The organism is Geodermatophilus sp. CPCC 205761 (genome assembly GCF_051383655.1).
In the GTDB taxonomy this organism is placed as follows: domain Bacteria; phylum Actinomycetota; class Actinomycetes; order Mycobacteriales; family Geodermatophilaceae; genus Geodermatophilus.
Genome location: NZ_JALPKQ010000047.1, coordinates 20,867 through 38,459, shown reverse-complemented (window position 1 = coordinate 38,459; position 17,593 = coordinate 20,867). Strand labels below are relative to the sequence as shown.

The window sequence follows — 17,593 nt, the reverse complement described above, 5'->3', positions numbered from 1 at the left end:
GTCAGGCGTCCGAGCGGATCTGCTTGACAGACGCCTCCCAGGGGTCCCCTGATACCGGCCCCCCGCCGGCCGTCCCGGCGCCCGCCGGGTCCGCCGGCACGTCCGCGCCGGGTCCCGACGCCGGCAGCGCCACGCTGCCCGCCGACCCCACCGACGCCGTCCTCGGCGCGGCCGGCACGCGCTCCGCCGCCGCCCGCGACGCGGTCGGCGACGTCGCCGCCGACCCCTCCTTCTCCCCCGACTGAGTGCGCCCGGCCGGCTCGCGCAGCCGGCACGGCACTTCACCGGTCCCGTCCGGGACCGGTCCACTCGGAACCGGAGAAGGAACAGCCATGAACAGATGGGTTCAGCGCGGCCTGCGCACGGCCCTGCTCACCGGGGGCCTGCTGGCCGCCGGGGCGGGTGTCGCCGCAGCCGACGAGAACGACCTGACCGCCGGCCTGCTCGGGGCCACCGCCACCGTCCCCGTGCACGACGGCACCGTCCTCCCCACGCCGGTGGTCACCGGCACCGGCGAGGACCTGACCGTGGGCTCCGGCGCCGGGAACGGCGTCGAGCTCCCGGTCGACACGCACACCGCAGCGGGGACGACCGTCCTCGGCGAGGAGGGCGTCAGCGTCCCGGTGTGGGTCACCGAGGCCGACGACGCCCCGCCGGACCCGGCGGACGGCCTCACGGTCACCGTCCCGGTGAACACCTCCGGCGGCGGGACGGCCGGGACGACGGTGACCCTGCCGATCGTCACCGGGGACCTCGGCGAGGTCCTGGACGGCGACCCGCTGACCGGCGGCACCGTCGACGTCGACCTGACCGACCCGGTCGGCACCGGGCCGGGCGGGGGCCTCCTGCTCGACCTCGAGGACACCGTGACCATCGGCGGCACCGGCGGCACGCCCTCGCCGGGCACCGTCGTGCAGCTGCCGGTCGCCCTCGACGAGGGTCGGCCGACCACGGTGACCCTGCCGCTGCCCGGCGGTACCGGCGGCAGCAGCCCGGGCTCCGGCTCCGGAGGCACCGACGGCGCTTCCGGCATCGGCTCCGGAGGCAGCGACGCCGGTGCCGGCTCCGGCGACACCGGTGCCTCCAGCGGCGGCACCGGCCTGAGCGGCACCGGTGCTCCTCCCGCCGGCGGCCTCGACGGCGACTGTGCCGGCCCGGGTGCCTCGTCCGGGGCCACCCGCGTGCCCGGTGGCGACACCCACCCGGCGACCGGCGGCGGCCGGACCGGTACCGCCCGGTCCGGTGCCGACCCGGCCGGCGGTACGGGCCCCGGTGACGCGTGCGGGACGGGCACCCCGCAGGCGGTCGTGACCCGGCCGACGTCGTCGACGGCGTCCACCGGGCCGGTGGCGGCCGCGGCCGGCGTCCTGGCGGTGGCCGCCGGGCTGCTGCTGGCCGCCGGCCGCGGCCGGCTCTGGTGGGACCGGGCGTAGCACCCTCCCGGCGGCCCGGGCGCTCGGCGTCGAGCGTCCGGGCCGCCGGCGTGCACGCCGCCGGACCCGGCGGCAGGGTGGCCGTGTGCCCCCGCAGCCGACGGTCCGGCTCGTCCCCTTCCAGCCCGAGCACCTGGTCGCCGTCCTGCCCTGGTTCGACGCCCCCGAGGTGCAGCACCGGCTCGGCGGCCGCGAGTGGCCGGAGCGGGAGCTGGCCCTCCGCACGGCGGCGCGCGACGAGGAGTTCCGCGGGCGGCGCGTGCTGCGCGCGCACTCCTTCGTCGTCCTGGACGACACCGACCGGGTGGTCGCGCAGATCGGCGGCGACGTCTACGACCGGTGGACCACCTGGGACGCGGAGCGGGAGCGGGTGCTGGACGAGGACGCGCGCCGCACGATGGGCGCGGCCTACGTCGTCGACCCCGCCCTGACCGGCCAGGGGTACGGCCGGGCGGCCCTGACCGCGCTGGTCGAGGCCCCCGAGACCGCCGACGTCGAGCAGTTCGTGCTCGGCATCGAGCCGGACAACGCCGCCAGCCTGCGCGCCGCGGCCGCCGCCGGGTTCCGCCCGCTGACCACCGAGCCCGACGCCGAGGGCATGGTCTACGTGCACCTGCTGCGCTGACGGCACCGATCGTCGTATCCCGATGACAGGCTCCCGGTCGTGGACCCGGAGACCGACCTCGCGCTGCTCCGGCTGGTGGCCCAGCGGCTGGCCGGCCCGCCGCTGCCGACGCCGGGCGCCGTCGTCCGCCGGCTGACCTGCGTGCAGGGCCAGGACCTCCCGGGCGCGCTGACCTCGGTGGCCCTGCGGACGGCGGAGCGCTCCCGGGCCGCGGTGGAGGCGGCGCTGGACGCAGGCGACGTCGTCCGCTCCTGGCCGATGCGCGGCACGCTGCACCTGGTGGCCGCCGAGGACCTGCACTGGCTGCTGGAGGCGCTCGGCCCGCGGGTGCTGGCCGGGGCGGCGCAGCGACGGGCGGCGCTGGACCTCACCGACGCCGAGGCGGAGCGGGCCCGGGAGGCGGTCACCTCGGCGCTGGCCGGCGGCGGGCGGATGGGCCGCCGCGAACTGCTCGCCGCGATCGCCGACGGCGGCGTCCCGACCACGGGCCAGCGCGGCTACCACCTGCTCTGGTTCCTCGCCCAGACCGGCACGCTCTGCCTCGGGCCGCTCGACGGCGGGGAGCAGCTGTTCGTGCTGCTCGACGAGTGGGTGCCCAGCCCCCGCCGCCTCGACCGCGAGGAGGCACTGGCCGAGCTGGCGCTGCGGTACTTCACCGGCCACGGCCCGGCCACGATCGCCGACCTCGCGCGCTGGGCGGGGCTGCCGATGGGCGACGTCCGCGCCGGGCTGGCCGCCGTCCGGGACCGGCTGGCCGTCCTCGAGGTCGACGGCCGCGAGCACCTCATGGCACCGGAGACGCCCGACGTGCTGGCCGCCTCGCGAGCCGACGCGCGGCGGCTGCTCCTCCTGCCCGGCTTCGACGAGTTCGTGCTCGGCTACGCCGACCGCAGCTGCGCGGTGCCGCCCGAGTTCGCCGAGCGGATCGTGCCCGGCCGCAACGGTGTCTTCCGGCCGACCGTCGTCGCCGGCGGCCGGGTGGTCGGCACCTGGCGGTGGACCGGCACGGGCGCGCGGCGCCGGCTGGACGCCGCCCCGTTCACCGCCTTCCCCGACGCGGTCGCCGCCGCCCTCCCGCAGGTCGCGGCCGCCCTCCCGTGACCCACCCCCGCGGTGGCCGCGGCCCGGTCGGCGGAGTTGGCTGGGTCCATGGAGTACACGCGTCTGGGCAGCACCGGCCTGCAGGTCTCGCGGATCTGCCTGGGGATGATGAGCTTCGGCGAGCCGGGCCGGGGCATGAGCCCGTGGAGTCTGCCGGAGGACGACAGCCGCCGGCTGATCGAGAAGGCGGTCGCCGCCGGCATCACCTTCTTCGACACCGCGAACGTCTACTCGGCCGGGTCGAGCGAGGAGATCACCGGCCGGGCGATCCGCGACTTCACCGACCGGGAGGACGTCGTCCTCGCGACCAAGGTGCACGGGCGGATGCGCCCCGGCCCGAACGGCGGCGGGCTGTCGCGGAAGGCCATCCTGCGCGAGCTGGAGGACAGCCTGCGCCGGCTGGGCACCGACTACGTGGACCTGTACCAGATCCACCGCTGGGACCCGCACACGCCGATCGAGGAGACGCTCGAGGCGCTGGACTCCGCGGTGCGGTCGGGGAAGGCGCGATACCTGGGTGCGTCGTCCATGTGGGCCTGGCAGTTCAGCAAGGCGCTGTACCTCGCCGGCGAGCACGGCTGGCACCGCTTCGTGTCGATGCAGGACCACTACAACCTGCTCAACCGCGAGGAGGAGCGGGAGATGCACCCGCTCTGCGCCGACCAGGGCATCGGCGTCATCCCGTGGAGTCCGCTGGCCCGGGGCCGGCTCACCCGCGACTGGGGCGAGGTCACCAACCGGTCCGAGCAGGACGACTTCGGCCGGCGGCTGTACGACGAGAGCAGTGACCGGGCGATCGTCGACCGGGTCGCCGAGGTGGCCGCCGCGCGCGAGGTCCCGCGGGCGCAGGTGGCGCTGGCGTGGGTGCTGGCCAAGCCGGTGGTCACCGCGCCGATCGTCGGCGTCACCAAGGACGCCCACCTCGACGACGCGGTCGCCGCCGTCGACCTGCAGCTCACCGAGGAGGAGGTCGCCCGGCTGGAGGAGCCCTACACACCGCACGGCGTCGCCGGGTTCTAGAAGGACCCCGTCCTCCCCACCTTTCGCCAGCTCAGGGCGGGGCCCGGGACGGGGCCACAAGACAGGCGACGATGGAGGTGTGTCCGCCCCCGGTTCCCGCGTGCGGCGGGTGCGCCCCCACCTGCTCGGTCCACCGCTGCCCGCGCTGTCCGCGCTGTGGCAGACCGGAGGCCGGCGGGGGGTCACCGCCGCCGTCGCCATGACGTTGCCGCTCGCCCTCGGGGCGGCGGCGGGCCGGACCGACCTGGGGTCCGCGGCGGCGCTGGCCGCGTTCACCGCCGTCTACGGGCACGCGCTGCCCTACCGGCGGCGGGCGGGGGTGGTCGCCGCCGTGGCGGTCGCGTGCACCGCGGCGAGCACGCTGGGCGCGCTCGCGGGCGGGCACCCGGTGCTCCTGTCGCTGCTGCTGGGGGCGCTGGCCGCCGTGGCGGCCGCCGCCACGGTGCTGTGGCGGGTCGGCCCACCCGGGTCGCTGGGCCTCGTGCTGGTCGCCGGCGGGTCCAGCGCGCTGGGCACCGGCCCGGCGGACCTGGGCTGGCACGCCCTGGCCGCCGCCGGTGGCGCCGCCCTCGCCTGGGCCGGCTGCATGCTGCCCTGGCTGTGGGACCCGACCGGCCCCGAACGGCGGGCACTGGTCGCGGCGGAGGTCGCGGTCGGGGCGACGGAGCGCGGAGAGCTGCGCACCCAGCGCCCCGGAACCGTGGCGCGCGCGATCCGCGTGGCCGACGCCGCCGTCCGGGGCGGCAGCCGGCGAGGCGACGACGGATCGCTGCGCGCCCGGCTCGACGACGTGGAACAGCGGTTCATGCGGGCGCTGCCGGCGGCGGAGGGCGGCTCCCCCGTCCCGGCTCCGGACACCGCGCCCGGCGCCTCCCACTGGTGGCACACCCCGTGGGCGGCCACCGGCCTGCGGATCGGGATCGGCGCCGCCGCGGCCGGGCTCACCGCCACCGCGCTGGGACTGCACAGCCCCTACTGGGCGGCGACCACCGCGGTCGGGGTGCAGCTGGGCACCGACGCGCGGGCCACCCGGACGCGCGCTCTGCACCGGGCGACCGGCACGGTCCTCGGCGTGCTCCTCGCCGGGCTGCTCATCTGGCTGGACCTGCCCGTGGCCGTGGAGATCGCGCTCGTCGCGCTCCTCCAGCTGGGCGTCGAGCTGCTCATCGCGCACCAGTACGTGCTCGCCGTCTCGCTGATCACGCCCCTGGTGCTGATGCTCGTGCACATCGGCGTGCCCGGCCGCTCCGGTGCCGACCTGATCGGCGAGCGGCTGGCCGAGACGGCCGTCGGCGTCGCGCTCGCCGTGGCGGTCGGGCTGTCGCTCCTCCCCCGGGCGGGCAGCCGGCGGCTGCCCGGTGCGGTCCGCGCCACGGCCGACGCCGCGCTGGCCGCGGCCGGGGCACCGGCGGGGTCCCGGGCCGACGCGCGACTGCACGACAGCCTCGTCCAGCTCAACGAGGTGGCCACCGCCGCCCGGGCGGAGCTGCTGCCCACCTCGTCGGTGACCGCGTGGACCACCCGGTCGCGCTGGGTCGCCGACCTCGGCTGGGGCCTGCTCGGCGCGCGGGCCCGCGGCGACGAGGAGCTGGCCGGCTCGCTGGCCCGGCGGATCACCGACGAGCTGGCGGGCTGACCGGGCTCAGCTCTGCAGCCGGCCGGCGAACTGCTCGAGGTCGTCGAGCACCAGCGAGGCGCCGAGCGGGCCGATCGCGAGGAACCAGCGGTCGTCGTCCACCTCGAAGGCCCGCCCCTGCTCGACGGCGGACAGCCCCTGCCACAGGCCGCCGCCGGTGATCTGCGCGGCCGCGGTCTGACCGTCCTGGCCGTAGGCGGCGGAGAAGACCAGATCGCCGTCGGCCTGCCCGATCTCCTCGGGGCCGACCTCGACGAAGGTCTCCGCGGTCCGCTGGACCGCCGGCCGGGCGAAGCCGACGTCGGCCAGCACCGCGCCGATGAAGGAGCCCTCGCCGTAGAGCCGCACCGCGGAGCCGTCGAGGAAGCGCACGATGCTCACCTCGGTCGCCGCCGGGTCGCCGAACAGGGCGCCGACCTCCGCCGCCCGCTCCTCGTGCGCGGCGAGCAGCTCCTCGGCCTCCTCGGTCCGCCCGAGGGCCTCGCCGGCCAGGCGCAGGTTCTCCTGCCAGGTCTCCCCGACCGCCTCGGCGAACACCGTGGGCGCGAGCGCCGACAGCTGCTCGTAGACGTCGGTGTGCCGGACCGCGTTGGACAGGATGAGGTCGGGCTCCAGCGCCGCGATCGCCTCCAGGTCCGGCTCGGCGATGGTGCCGACGTTCGCGATCCGGGTGGGGTCGGTGCCGGCGTCCTCGATGTAGGCCGGCAGCGCGTCGCTGACGTCGGTGCGGACCGACCCGACCGGCGTCACGCCGAGGGCCAGGACCGCGTCCAGCTCGCCGGTGTCCAGGACGACGACCCGCTCCGGGGTCCCCTCGATCTCCGTCGTCCCCAGCGCGTGCTCGACGGTGCGGGTCTCCGCCGTGGCCTGCGGCTCCGCCGTCCCGCCGTCCTCCGCGCCGCAGCCGGCGAGCACCAGGCCCGCCGTCACCGCGGCCGCCGCCCGGCGGTACCGCCCCATCCCCTGCACAGTCGTCCTCCCGGTCCGCCGGCCCCTCCGGCACCCGGGAGAACTTAGGGCAGCCTTCCCAACTCACTCCCACCCGGGGGCGGTCAGGGGCGCCGCTCGACGACGAAGACGGGGATCTCCCGGTCGGTCCTCCGGGCGTACTGCTCGTACGCCGGGTAGACCTCGACCGCCCGCTGCCACCACTGCTCGCGCTCCTCGCCGGCGACCTCGCGGGCCACGCCGTCCCACGGCTCGGGGCCGTCCTGCACGGTCACCTGGTCCGGGAACGCGCGCACGTTGGCCACCCACGCCGGGTCCTTGGGCGCTCCCCCGACCGAGGCCACCATCGCGTACGCACCGTCGTGCTCGACCCGCATCAGCCCGTTCTTGCGGACCTTCCCCGACTTCGCCCCGCGGGTCCAGAAGACGGCGATGGGGATGCCGGTGTCGCGCAGCGTGTTGGCCTCGCGCCCGCCGGTCGCCTCGTAGCGCTCGACCTGCTCCCGGACCCAGCCCTGCGTGCTCGGTTCGTACTCACCCTCCAGCGGCATGGCCGCGACCCTAGGCCGGACGCCGGCGCCCGGCCTCCGGAGCGGCGAAGTCGATGGTGTGCGGGACGAACCAGCTCAGGTTGTCGGTGATCAGCCCGTCGCTCTCCCGGATGCCCAGCCCGGCCGGCTCACCGTCGACCACCCAGGCGCCGAGCACCGGGTGGTGCGGGCCGTCGACGCCGGGGAAGTCCGGCAGCGGCGCGAACTCCTGGACGACGAAGCCCTCGGTGCCGTACCGGCCGGGCTGCTCGGTGACCACGGCGCCGTCCCGGACGATCGCCACGTTCGCGCCCTCCCGGCCCCACAGCGGCTTGCGGACGTACTCCCGCCAGGACGACGGCAGCTCGTCGGCGAAGTAGGCCGGCAGCAGCAGGTCGCGGAGCGCGGCGTCACCGCCGAACAGCTGCCAGAGCACCGGCAGCAGCGCCTTGGTGCTCCACAGCATCTTGTAGGCCGGCTCCACCCAGGTGGTGCCCCCGGGCCGGGCGGCGTCGGCGAGGACGGCGGCTCCGAACTCGTCCTCGATCAGCCACTCCCAGGGGTAGAGCTTGAAGGCGACGTCGAGGTGGCGGCCCTGCGGGTCGTAGAAGCGGCCGTCGCCGTCGTCGAGCGCGATGTCCTCGACGACCAGCTCGATCGCCTCGTACCCCGCCTGCACGACGGTGTCCATGAGGTAGGCGACGGTCATCCGGTCCTCACCGGAGTGCTCCTCCGACGTCCAGGCCAGGTGCACCCGCGGCCGGACGCCGGTCCGCCGCTCCCACCGGAGCAGGTTGCGCTGCCACGCGGCGACCAGCCGCTCGTGCAGCGCGTTCCACTGGTCGGTCCCCTGGCCGGTGAACAGGTGCCAGTTCCACTGCGTGACGGCGGACTCGACCAGGCCGGTCGGGGTGTCGGCGTTGAACTCCAGCAGCTTCGGCGGGCCCTGGCCGTCGTAGCGCAGGTCGAAGCGGCCGTAGACGCTGGGCGGCTCGACCTCCCAGGTGCGGCGGATCTCCGGGCGGGCGATCGGCGGGATGCCCATGCGGTCGAACAGGTCGTGCTCGATCACGTGGTCGCCGGCGGCCTCGCACATGCCGAACAGCTGGGCGACCCAGCCCTCCAGCCGCTCGATCTCGGCCATCGTGAAGTCGTAGAACGGGCCCTCGCGCCAGTAGCTGCGCTCCTCGCCGCCGGGCGTCGTCGTCCGGTTGTAGACCAGGCCCTGCGCCTCGATCTCGGCCTCCCACCCGGGCCGGACGACGCCGCCCTCGACCCTCCTCACGGCTCAGCCGCCGGCGGTGCCGACGCGGCCGCCCGTGCCCGAGCCGATGCCCCCGGTGACCCGCGTGCCGCCGGTCACCTTGCCGGTGGAGGGCAGGCCGGCCCGCTGCCGCGCCGCGCTGTCGGTGGGGTTGATCCGGGTGCCGCCGCTGGGCAGCACGGTGCCCAGCGGCAGGCCGGGCCGGAAGCCGCCGAGGTAGAGGAAGAACAGCCCGCCGCCGCGGTAGCCGTCGTCGCAGAAGTCGTCGTCGACGATCTCGCCGTCCTCGTCGGTGCAGTAAGCGACCTGCTCGTCCTGCTCGTCGTCGTCCGCACCGCAGCCGGCGAGGAACCCGGTGGCCGCGGTCGCCAGCACCGTCGTGGTGAGTGCGCTGCGGACGCGGTTGGAGACGGCCATGTGCTCTCCCGGCTCGTTGGGGTGTCCGACGACCCTAGATCGCCGCCCCCGCCCGGGGGTCGCACGACGTCGTCGGAGCGCCGGACGCAGTGCGAGCCACTACCGTTCGATCCCCCAGCCCACGCCCCCGTGGAGGTGCCGATGACCGCACGGCAACCGGCAGAGATGGCCCAGGTGGCCAGCGAGACCGGGGCGAAGAAGATCCACCGGACGTGGGACCGCGTCCTGGTCAGCGCGTTCCTCGGCGGCGCCTACATCGCCTTCGGTGCCCTGGTCGCGATCACCGTCTCCTCCGGCCTGGACGCCGGCCAGTGGGGCACCCTGCCGACCCTCTTCATGGGTGCGGCCTTCACCCTCGGGCTGGTCCTGGTGCTGATCGCCGGCTCGGACCTGGCCACCGGCAACATGCTGCTGGTGCCGCTGGGCGCCATGCAGGGCCGGATCGGCCTCGGCGACGTCGCGAAGAACCTCACCCTGGTGCTGCTCGGCAACCTGCTGGGTGCGGTGTTCGTCGCCTACTTCCTCGCCGTGTCCACCGGCGTCATCGGCGACCCGGACAGCGCCGGCAACGCCGCGCTGACCTTCGAGCGGCTGGCCGAGATCGCCGAGGGCAAGGCGACCGGGCACACCGCCTGGGAGACGTTCCTCCGCGGCGTCGGCTGCAACTGGCTGGTCTGCCTGGCCGTCTGGATGTCGCTGTCGGCCAGCAGCGTCTCGGGCAAGATCCTGGCGGTCTTCTTCCCGGTCATGGCCTTCGTCGCGATGGGCTTCGACCACGTGGTGGCCAACATGTTCTTCCTCCCGGCCGCGGTCTTCGCCGGCGTCCCCGGTGTCGGGTGGGGCGACACGGTGGTCAACTGGCTGCTCGCCGGGGCGGGCAACCTGGTCGGCGCCGTCGTCTTCGTCGGCACCTCGTACTGGTACCTCTTCCTCCGCGACGAGCCGGCCGAGCAGCCGAGCAAGGAGGCCCCGAGCGGGACGCGGGACGGCGGGGAGGCGCCCGAGCGGGCCTGAGCGATGAGCGTTCCGCAGGTCGCCGTGCGCGGCGAGGCCCGGCTGGTGGTCGACCCCGAGATCGCCGCGGTCGTCGTGACCGTCACCGCCCGGGCCCGGGACCGGCAGACCGCGCTGGAGCGGTGCCGCGCCGGCCAGGCCGCGGTCACCGCCGTGCTCGACGCGGCCGGTGCGGCGGTGGAGGCGGTGGAGACCGCCGGGCTGGCGGTCTACCCGTACCGGCGGGACGGCGGCCGCGAAGACTCCGTGGCCTCGCTGACCACCTCCGTGACGGTGGCGCGGCTCGACGCGGTCGGCGAGCTCGTCGTCGCGCTGGGCCGGCTGCCCGACGTCGCCGTCTCCGGCCCGGACTGGCGACTGCGCCCCGGCAGCGCGGTGGTGGAGCGGGCCCGGCTGGCCGCCGTCCAGGACGCCGTGCACCGGGCCCGGCAGTACGCCGCGGCCGTGGGTGCGCGCCTGACCGCCCTGCTGGAGATCAGTGACGTCGGGCTGTCCGGCTCGTCGCCCCGATTCGCGGCACCCCTCGCCGCGATGGCACGGTTCGGCTCGGAGGAGCTCCGGCTCGACCTCGCGCCGGCACCCCAGGAGGTGCTGGGGGCGGTCGAGGTCCGGTTCGCCATGTCCGAACCCGACCAGGAGGTCTTCGGAGGATGAGGTACCGCGAGGGCGCCGATCTCGACACGTCGGGCGTGCAGGACCGCCGGGGCGGCGGCGGCCGGCTCGGTGGCGGCCGCGGGCTGGCCGTCGGTGGCGGCGGGCTGGGCCTGGTCGGCGTCGTCGTCCTGGTGCTGTTCCAGCTGCTGGGCGGCGGGGACGGCGGCACCGGCGCGGCCCTCGGCGGGCTGGCCGGGCTGGGGCAGGACGAGACGGTCGACAACGCCCAGCTGGACCAGAGCTGCCGGTCCGGCGCCGACGCCAACGAGTCGGTCGACTGCGCCGTCGTCGCCGACATCGAGTCGATCCAGGACTACTGGGGTCAGGTGCTCGGCAGCCGCTACCAGCCGACCACCACCGTGTTCTTCAACGGCTCCACGCAGACGAGCTGCGGCGGCGCGACGAGCGGCTCCGGGCCCTTCTACTGCCCGGGCGACCAGCTCGTCTACATCGACCTGTCCTTCTTCGACCAGCTGCAGTCGCAGTTCGGCGCACAGGGCGGGCTCTTCGTCAACGCCTACGTGATCGCCCACGAGTACGCCCACCACGTGCAGAACCTGCTCGGCACCAACCAGCAGGTCACCCCCGGCATCACCGGTCCGCTGAGCGGCACCGTACGGCTCGAGCTGCAGGCCGACTGCTACGCCGGCGCCTGGGCCAACCACGCCGAGACAGTGCCGGACGACTCCGGCGCGCCGCTCATCGAGGAGATCACCGCGGACGACATCGCCCGCGCTCTCGACGCGGCCGCGCGCATCGGCGACGACTTCATCCAGGAGAACCTGGGCGGCGGCACGGTCGACCAGGACGCCTTCAGCCACGGCAGCTCCGAGCAGCGGCAGCGCTGGTTCAGCACCGGCTACGAGACCGGCGACCCGGCGCAGTGCGACACCTTCGCCACCGACGACCTCGGCTGAGGGGCGGCCACTCCGCGCGCAACACGGACCGTCCAGGGGCAGAAATGGCCGTTTCTGCCCCTGGACGTCACCCGACGGTGCTGATCGGTCGGGTTCCGGACCCGGTCCGCTCCTCGCTCGCCGGCGCTCGCTGCGATGCTCCCGAGCCCGTCACCCGACGGTGATCGACTGCTCCTCGGCCTCCACCGAGGCGTTCCACTCCCGCTTCTCGGACTGCCAGCGGTCCTCGGTGCGTCCGAGGCGCCAGTAGCCGGAGATCGACAGCAGCTCGCGCGGCACGTCCCGCTCGGCCCGCAGGAACCGGCGGATCTCCCGGACCGCGCCGGCCTCCCCGTGCACGAAGACCTGCACCGACCCGTCCGGCAGGTCGGCGGCGCAGACCGCGGCGACCAGCGCCGCGCCCGGGGCACCGCCGGCTCGGTGCACCCACTCCACCTGCACCTCGGGTGAGGTCGGCAGGGGCTGCTCGTCGGCGGCCTCGGCCACCTCGACGAACACCCGCGCGCGGGCACCGTCGGGCAGCCGCTCGAGGGAGGCGGCGATGGCCGGCAGCGCCGTCTCGTCACCGACCAGCAGGTGCCAGTCGACGTCCGGACCCGGGGTGTAGGCGCCACCGGGGCCCATCAACTGGACGGCGTCCCCCGGCCGGGCGGCCAGCGCCCACGGCCCGGCGATCCCCTCGTCGCCGTGCACGACGAAGTCGAGGGTCAGCTCGCCGGCGGCGGCGTCCCAGGCACGGACGGTGTAGGTGCGGGTGGACGGCCACAGCTCCGGCGGGTGCTCGCCGCGCACCTGCTCCACGTCGAACGGTGCCGCGTAGGGCGCACCGGGCGGCGGCATCAGGAGCTTGACGTAGGAGTCGGCGTGCTGGGGGGCGAAGCCGGCCAGCCCCTCCCCGCCCAGGACGATCCGCACCAGGTGCGGGGTCGGGCGGGAGGTGCGCAGCACCGTGGCCAGCCGGGGGGTGCGCGGGCGACGCGGGGCCTGGTCGGCCATGGCGGGTCTCCTCGGAACAGGTAGGAAAGGCTCACCTTACTTGATGACGACGACGGACCGGCGCCCGTTTCGGATACGCCACCCCCGGGTACCGGCATGTCTGCAAGCACGGCGCCAACGGAGACGCCGGTCGCGGCGCGCCGCAGCGTCGCACCCGCCGCGTTCCGCCCACGCCGTCCCCGCGCGGCCGACCTCTTCCCGCGCCCCGTCCTCCCTCCCGGGCGGGACGGGGAGTCGGCATACGCGCAGGTGGACCGGCGACGGTCGTCGACGCGGCATGTGTCAAAGATCAGCTCTCCGGGTAGCGCCTGCTCCGACAACGATCCACGCCAGGAGGACCGATGACTCACTCCATCGACACCCCGTTCCCGCCCCCGCCGGCCACCCCCGGCTCGGGCGCGACCGCCGGTACGACGACCACCGGTACGACCACCACCGGGACGACGACCGGCTCGAGCTCCGCCTCCACCACCGACGTCGCCAAGGACGAGGCCCGCAACGTGGGCCAGACCGCCGCGCAGGCCGGCAGCCAGGTCGCCTCGACCGCCGCCGACCAGGCCAAGCAGGTCGCCCAGGAGACGAAGGCGCAGGCCCAGGACCTCGTCCAGCAGGGCCGCACCCAGCTCCGCCAGCAGGCGGTCACGTCACAGCGCAAGGCCGCCTCCGGCCTGCAGGACATCGCCACGCAGCTGCGCTCCATGGTCGAGGGCAACGCCCCGGCCTCCGGCCCCGCCCGCGACCTCGTGGAGCAGGGCACGGCCAAGGTCGAGGAGTTCGCCTCCTGGCTGCAGAACCGTGAGCCGGCCGACCTGCTCGACGAGATCCGCTCCTTCGCCCGCCGCAAGCCGGGCACGTTCCTGCTGGGCGCCGCCCTCGCGGGCGTCGTCGCCGGCCGGCTGACCAGCGGGGTCAAGGCCGCGCACAGCGACACCGGCCCGTCGGGCACGACCGGGCAGCACTACGCGCCGGCCACCTACACGCAGACCAACTACGTCGACCCGACGCCGGCCTACTCCGGCTACACCGAGACGACGACCGGCTACGGCGAGACGGCCGGGTACACCGGCACCACCACCACCGGCACCACCCCGGTCCCGCCGCCCCCGTACGGCACCGTGCCGCCCGAGGGCGCCGCAGTCCCCCCGACCACCCCGGCCGGCTGGGACGACCCCACCCGCACGCCGGGCCGGGGGGTCTGACCGATGAGCTCTCCCTACTCCGGCGCCACGCCGGTCGGGACACCGCAGGGATACCAGGAGCCGGGCGGCTCCTCGAACTACGCGGTGTCACCCGAGCAGGGCCAGGACTACGGCGCGCACAGCGGCGCCATCGGCACCCCGATGACCGAGCAGGGCCGCCCCGATGTCGAGGGCACCTCGGTCGGTCAGCTGATGGGTGAGGTCGCCAAGGACCTCTCCACCCTGATGCGCCAGGAGATCGAGCTGGCGAAGGTGGAGGTCAAGGCCGAGGCGACCAAGGCCGGCAAGGGCGCGGGCCTGCTGGGCGCGGCCGGCTTCGCCGGCTACATGGTGCTGCTGTTCCTCTCGATCGCGCTGTGGTGGGCCCTGTACCACCTCGTGGGCCACAGCTGGTCCGCACTGATCGTGGCCGTCCTCTGGGCCATCGTCGGCGCCATCGCGTTCGTGATGGGACGCAAGCAGCTCCAGCGCGTCAACCCGAAGCCCGAGCGCACCGTGGACACCCTCCAGCAGGTGCCCGGCGCCCTGAAGCCCAACTGACCCGCGGCCCCCGGCCCTCCCAGACATCGGAGTACGACACATGACCACGAGCAACGACCCGGACGCCATCCGCGCGCAGATCGAGCAGACCCAGCGCGAGCTGAGCTACGACGTCGACGCCCTCAACGAGAAGGTCAACCCCGCCCGCGTCATGGACCGGCGGGTCACCGCGGCCAAGGGCCGCATCACCAGTGTGAAGGAGAAGGTGATGGGGAGTGCCCAGAACGCCCGGTCCTCGGTGATGGGGTCGGCGCACGACACGTCGTACACGGCGCAGCACCACGCGCAGAGTGCGGTCGGGAGCGTCCAGGGCGCGGCATCGAGCGCCGCGGAGTCGGTGCAGGGCGCCGCCCAGTCCGCCGCCCAGGCGGTCCAGCAGGCGCCGGACACCGTCGTCCGCCAGACCCAGGGCAACCCCCTGGCCGCCGGGCTGATCGCCTTCGGTGTCGGCTGGCTGGTCTCCAGCCTGCTGCCGGCGTCGGAGAAGGAGAAGCAGCTGGCCCAGCAGGCCGAGACGGCCGTCCGCGAGAACAAGGACGCGCTGCTCGCGCCGGCCAAGCAGGCCGCCCAGGAGATCGGCGACCAGCTCAAGCCCGCCGCCCAGCAGGCCGTCGAGGAGGTCAAGTCCACTGCGCAGGACGCCGCCCAGACCGTGAAGCAGGAGGGCCAGTCCGCCGCGCAGGACGTCCAGGGCCAGGCCCAGCAGTCGCGGGAGACGGTGCAGCAGACCCGCAGCTGATCCGCACCCGCTGACACTGCGCCCCGCCGGGTCCGCCCGGCGGGGCGCAGTGCTGTCCGGGGCGGCTCACCCGCCCGGGTGAGCGGGGGCACGGCGGGCTGCAGGCCACCCCCGCGGACGCCGAAGTCCCGAGGGACGACGCCACCGGCGCGGGCCCGCGGGGCACCGGCCGACCCGATCGAGGAGCCGCCTCCGTGCAGACCGCACCCCCGCGCGTGCTGGTCGCCGACGACGAGGACGACATCCGCGCCCTGGTGTGCCTGGCGGTGCGCCGGGCCGGGTGCACGGTGCTCGCCGACGTCCCCGACGGCACCACCGCCCTCGCCACCGCCCGCGCGGACCGCCCCGACCTCGCCGTCCTCGACGTCTCCATGCCCGGGGCCACCGGCCTGGAGGTCTGCACCGCGCTGCGCGCCGACCCGGCCACCGCCGGCATCGCGGTGCTGCTGCTGTCGGCCGGCGCGTCGTCCGACGACCTCGCCCGGGGGCTCGCCGCGGGCGCCGACGCCTACCTCCCCAAGCCCTTCTCCGTCGCCGGGCTGGCGGCCCGAGTGCGCGAGCTGACCACCGGAGCGCCCGCATGACGACCGCCGAGATCCCGCTGACCCTCGAGGCGGAGGTGCTGCGGCTCCGCGCCGAGAACGCCGCCCTCGTCGCCCAGATGCAGCACCGCGACGAGGAGCTCGACGTTGCCGCCCGCATGCTGCAGGCCCGCGCGCAGACGATGACGAGCGTCATCGACGCGGTCACCGAGCAGTCGATCATCGGCACCGACGTCGACGGCGTCATCCGCGTGTGGAATCCCGGTGCGGAGCGGATGCTCGGCCTGCCCCGCGCCGACGTCGTCCGTCGGCGCCTGATCACCGACTTCCACCTCCCCGAGGAACTCGAGGAGGCCGGCGGCGGGCTGGCCGCGCTGGTGAGCACCGCCCAGCAGCAGGGCAGCGACGTGCGCGACTGGACCTACGTCGCCGGCGTCGGCGAGGAGCTCACCGTCTCGGTGGCGGTGACCCCGCGCACCGACGACCGCGGCGCGCACGCCGGCTGGAACTTCGTCGCCACGGACATGACCGAGGCGCGTGCCACCGAGCGGATGAAGGACCAGTTCGTCAGCCTGATCAGCCACGAGCTGCGCACGCCGCTGACCTCGATCCTGGGCTACCTCGAGCTCGTCCTCGACGACCCGGAGCTCGGCGAGGAGCCGCGCGAGTACCTCGCCACGGTGGAGCGCAACGCCCAGCGCCTGCTCCGGCTGGTCGGCGACCTGCTGTTCACCGCCCAGGTGGACGCCGGACGGTTCAGCCTGCAGCCGGAGGACGTCGACCTGACCGCCGTCGTCCGCGCCGCCGAGGAGACCGCCCGCGTGACCGCCGCCGCGGCCGGGGTCGAGGTGGCCGTGACGCTGCCCGACGGCGGCCTCGTCGTGCGCGGTGACGCCGTCCGGCTGGGGCAGGCCTGCGACAACCTCGTCTCCAACGCGGTGAAGTTCACCCCGCGCGGCGGCCGGGTCACCCTCGAGCTGCACGCAGCCTGGCGGACGCCCGACGGGACCGTCGTCGACGACGAGCGGGCCGGGGCCGTCCCCGTCGCCCGGCTGGCCGTCAGCGACACCGGCATCGGCATCCCCGCCGGGGAGCAGGCGCAGCTGTTCGCGCGGTTCTTCCGCGCCTCCACGGCGCGGCGGCACGCGGTGCCCGGCGTCGGCCTGGGCCTGGCGATCACCAAGGCCATCACCACCGCCCACGGCGGGACCCTCGAGCTCGCCAGCGCCGAGGGCCAGGGCACCACGTTCACCCTCACGCTCCCCCGCTGATCCGCCGAGGCGGCGCCTGCCTCCAGGGAGCGTTGCGGATCTCTTGCGGTTGGCGGGCGGGGAGCCTGCGGTTGGCTGGCCAGAGTCGTCTGTGTCGCCGGGAGCACCCCGCTCCGGGCCGGACACAGGAGACGACCGGACATGAGCACCACGGCCCGCACCACCACCGCCCGCAAGATCGTCGGTTCCCTCGCCGTCATCGGCACCGCCGCCGCGGTCGCCGGCCTGGGCACCTTCGGCACCTTCACCGACTCGACCACCCCGATCTCCACCCAGGTGCAGTCGGGCACGGTCTCGATCAACCTCAGCTCCGGCACCGCCCTGACCACCTCGGCCAGCGGCCTGGTCCCCGGCGACACGATGACCCGCGCGGTCACCCTGATCAACGACGGCAACTCCGCGCTCTCCTCGGTCAGCCTCGGCGTGGCCGCCCCCGCCCCCAGCGTGCTGACCACCGACACCGCCAAGGGCCTGCAGCTGACCGTCAGCTCCTGCTCGGTGCCCTGGAGCGCGACCTACACCTGCTCGGGCACCTCGAGCCAGATCGCCTCCGGCCCGGCCGTCGGCAACTTCGTGCTGCCCTCCACCGTCGCCAGCCTGAACCCCGGCGGCACCGACCACCTCGTCTACACCCTCACGCTGCCCACCAGCGCGGACAACACCTTCCAGAACAAGTCCGCCACGCTGAGCCTGACCTTCTCCGGAGTCCAGCGCGCCGCCGCCGCCCGCTGACCTCCCCCGTCGACA

At 75.3% G+C, this 17,593-nt stretch carries 20 protein-coding genes; 15 read left to right on the top strand and 5 right to left on the bottom strand.

The window, feature by feature from the left end; translation table 11 throughout:
* From MY526_RS22235 to MY526_RS22210, 6 genes are all read left to right on the top strand, one after another.
* The coding region (locus MY526_RS22235) for a hypothetical protein (RefSeq protein ID WP_436705102.1) at nt 1-245 on the top strand (245 nt) is incomplete at its 5' end.
* Between the two features lie 87 nt (nt 246-332).
* The gene (locus MY526_RS22230) at nt 333-1,433 is read left to right on the top strand and encodes a hypothetical protein (RefSeq protein WP_436705101.1); all 1,101 of its coding nucleotides are present in this window, start codon (nt 333-335) and stop codon (nt 1,431-1,433) included.
* 85 nt (nt 1,434-1,518) lie between these two features.
* Complete coding sequence (locus tag MY526_RS22225; protein WP_436691482.1) at nt 1,519-2,058, top strand: GNAT family N-acetyltransferase; 540 nt, start codon at nt 1,519-1,521, stop codon at nt 2,056-2,058.
* Nucleotides 2,059-2,097: 39 nt separating this feature from the next.
* Complete coding sequence (locus tag MY526_RS22220) at nt 2,098-3,159, top strand: winged helix DNA-binding domain-containing protein (protein ID WP_436691481.1); 1,062 nt, start codon at nt 2,098-2,100, stop codon at nt 3,157-3,159.
* 48 nt (nt 3,160-3,207) lie between these two features.
* The gene (locus MY526_RS22215; protein WP_436691480.1) at nt 3,208-4,179 is read left to right on the top strand and encodes an aldo/keto reductase; all 972 of its coding nucleotides are present in this window, start codon (nt 3,208-3,210) and stop codon (nt 4,177-4,179) included.
* Nucleotides 4,180-4,258: 79 nt separating this feature from the next.
* A complete protein-coding gene (locus tag MY526_RS22210) occupies nt 4,259-5,815 on the top strand; it encodes an FUSC family protein (protein ID WP_436705100.1) in 1,557 nt (518 codons plus the stop codon).
* 6 nt (nt 5,816-5,821) lie between these two features.
* On the opposite strand, the gene MY526_RS22205 is transcribed toward MY526_RS22210, so the two are convergent.
* From MY526_RS22205 to MY526_RS22190, 4 genes are all read right to left on the bottom strand, one after another.
* Nucleotides 5,822-6,775 (bottom strand): ABC transporter substrate-binding protein, encoded by a 954-nt coding sequence (locus MY526_RS22205; RefSeq protein WP_436705099.1) that lies wholly within the window; start codon nt 6,773-6,775, stop codon nt 5,822-5,824.
* A 92-nt stretch (nt 6,776-6,867) separates the two neighbouring features.
* Entirely contained in the window at nt 6,868-7,314 is a 447-nt protein-coding gene (locus MY526_RS22200) for a nitroreductase family deazaflavin-dependent oxidoreductase (RefSeq protein ID WP_436691477.1), read from the bottom strand.
* A gap of 10 nt (nt 7,315-7,324) precedes the next feature.
* Nucleotides 7,325-8,578, bottom strand: coding sequence for a glutathionylspermidine synthase family protein (locus MY526_RS22195; protein WP_436691476.1), 1,254 nt, complete (start codon nt 8,576-8,578; stop codon nt 7,325-7,327).
* 3 nt (nt 8,579-8,581) lie between these two features.
* Complete coding sequence (locus MY526_RS22190) at nt 8,582-8,974, bottom strand: hypothetical protein (protein ID WP_436691475.1); 393 nt, start codon at nt 8,972-8,974, stop codon at nt 8,582-8,584.
* Between the two features lie 141 nt (nt 8,975-9,115).
* Between MY526_RS22190 and MY526_RS22185 the strand changes: the two genes are divergently transcribed.
* From MY526_RS22185 to ypfJ, 3 genes are read left to right on the top strand one after another with little or no spacing between them, the layout of a single operon-like run.
* Nucleotides 9,116-9,988 carry a formate/nitrite transporter family protein gene (locus MY526_RS22185; protein WP_436691474.1) on the top strand — a complete coding sequence of 291 codons (873 nt, stop codon included), beginning with the start codon at nt 9,116-9,118 and terminating at the stop codon, nt 9,986-9,988.
* 3 nt (nt 9,989-9,991) lie between these two features.
* Nucleotides 9,992-10,642 (top strand): SIMPL domain-containing protein, encoded by a 651-nt coding sequence (locus MY526_RS22180; RefSeq protein ID WP_436705098.1) that lies wholly within the window; start codon nt 9,992-9,994, stop codon nt 10,640-10,642.
* Entirely contained in the window at nt 10,639-11,559 is a 921-nt protein-coding gene (gene ypfJ, locus MY526_RS22175) for a KPN_02809 family neutral zinc metallopeptidase (RefSeq protein ID WP_436691472.1), read from the top strand. Before MY526_RS22180 ends, ypfJ begins: the two co-directional genes overlap by 4 nt.
* A gap of 150 nt (nt 11,560-11,709) precedes the next feature.
* Here the strand turns inward: ypfJ and MY526_RS22170 are convergent, their stop codons facing one another.
* Nucleotides 11,710-12,555 carry a siderophore-interacting protein gene (locus tag MY526_RS22170; protein ID WP_436691471.1) on the bottom strand — a complete coding sequence of 282 codons (846 nt, stop codon included), beginning with the start codon at nt 12,553-12,555 and terminating at the stop codon, nt 11,710-11,712.
* Nucleotides 12,556-12,896: 341 nt separating this feature from the next.
* On the opposite strand from MY526_RS22170, the gene MY526_RS22165 reads away from it, so the two are divergent.
* The 6 genes from MY526_RS22165 (at nt 12,897) to MY526_RS22140 (ending at nt 17,578) form a co-directional block, all read left to right on the top strand.
* Nucleotides 12,897-13,754 (top strand): hypothetical protein, encoded by an 858-nt coding sequence (locus MY526_RS22165; protein WP_436691470.1) that lies wholly within the window; start codon nt 12,897-12,899, stop codon nt 13,752-13,754.
* Nucleotides 13,755-13,757: 3 nt separating this feature from the next.
* Nucleotides 13,758-14,294: a phage holin family protein gene (locus MY526_RS22160; RefSeq protein ID WP_436705097.1), complete on the top strand. Its 537-nt coding sequence runs from the start codon at nt 13,758-13,760 to the stop codon at nt 14,292-14,294.
* A gap of 40 nt (nt 14,295-14,334) precedes the next feature.
* Nucleotides 14,335-15,033, top strand: coding sequence for a DUF3618 domain-containing protein (locus MY526_RS22155; RefSeq protein ID WP_436691468.1), 699 nt, complete (start codon nt 14,335-14,337; stop codon nt 15,031-15,033).
* A 194-nt stretch (nt 15,034-15,227) separates the two neighbouring features.
* Nucleotides 15,228-15,617, top strand: a complete 390-nt coding sequence (locus MY526_RS22150; RefSeq protein WP_436691467.1) for a response regulator transcription factor — start codon at nt 15,228-15,230, stop codon at nt 15,615-15,617.
* Nucleotides 15,614-16,846, top strand: coding sequence for a sensor histidine kinase (locus MY526_RS22145; protein WP_436705096.1), 1,233 nt, complete (start codon nt 15,614-15,616; stop codon nt 16,844-16,846). Before MY526_RS22150 ends, MY526_RS22145 begins: the two co-directional genes overlap by 4 nt.
* A gap of 141 nt (nt 16,847-16,987) precedes the next feature.
* A complete protein-coding gene (locus tag MY526_RS22140) occupies nt 16,988-17,578 on the top strand; it encodes a TasA family protein (protein WP_436705092.1) in 591 nt (196 codons plus the stop codon).
* Nucleotides 17,579-17,593: the final 15 nt, after the last annotated feature.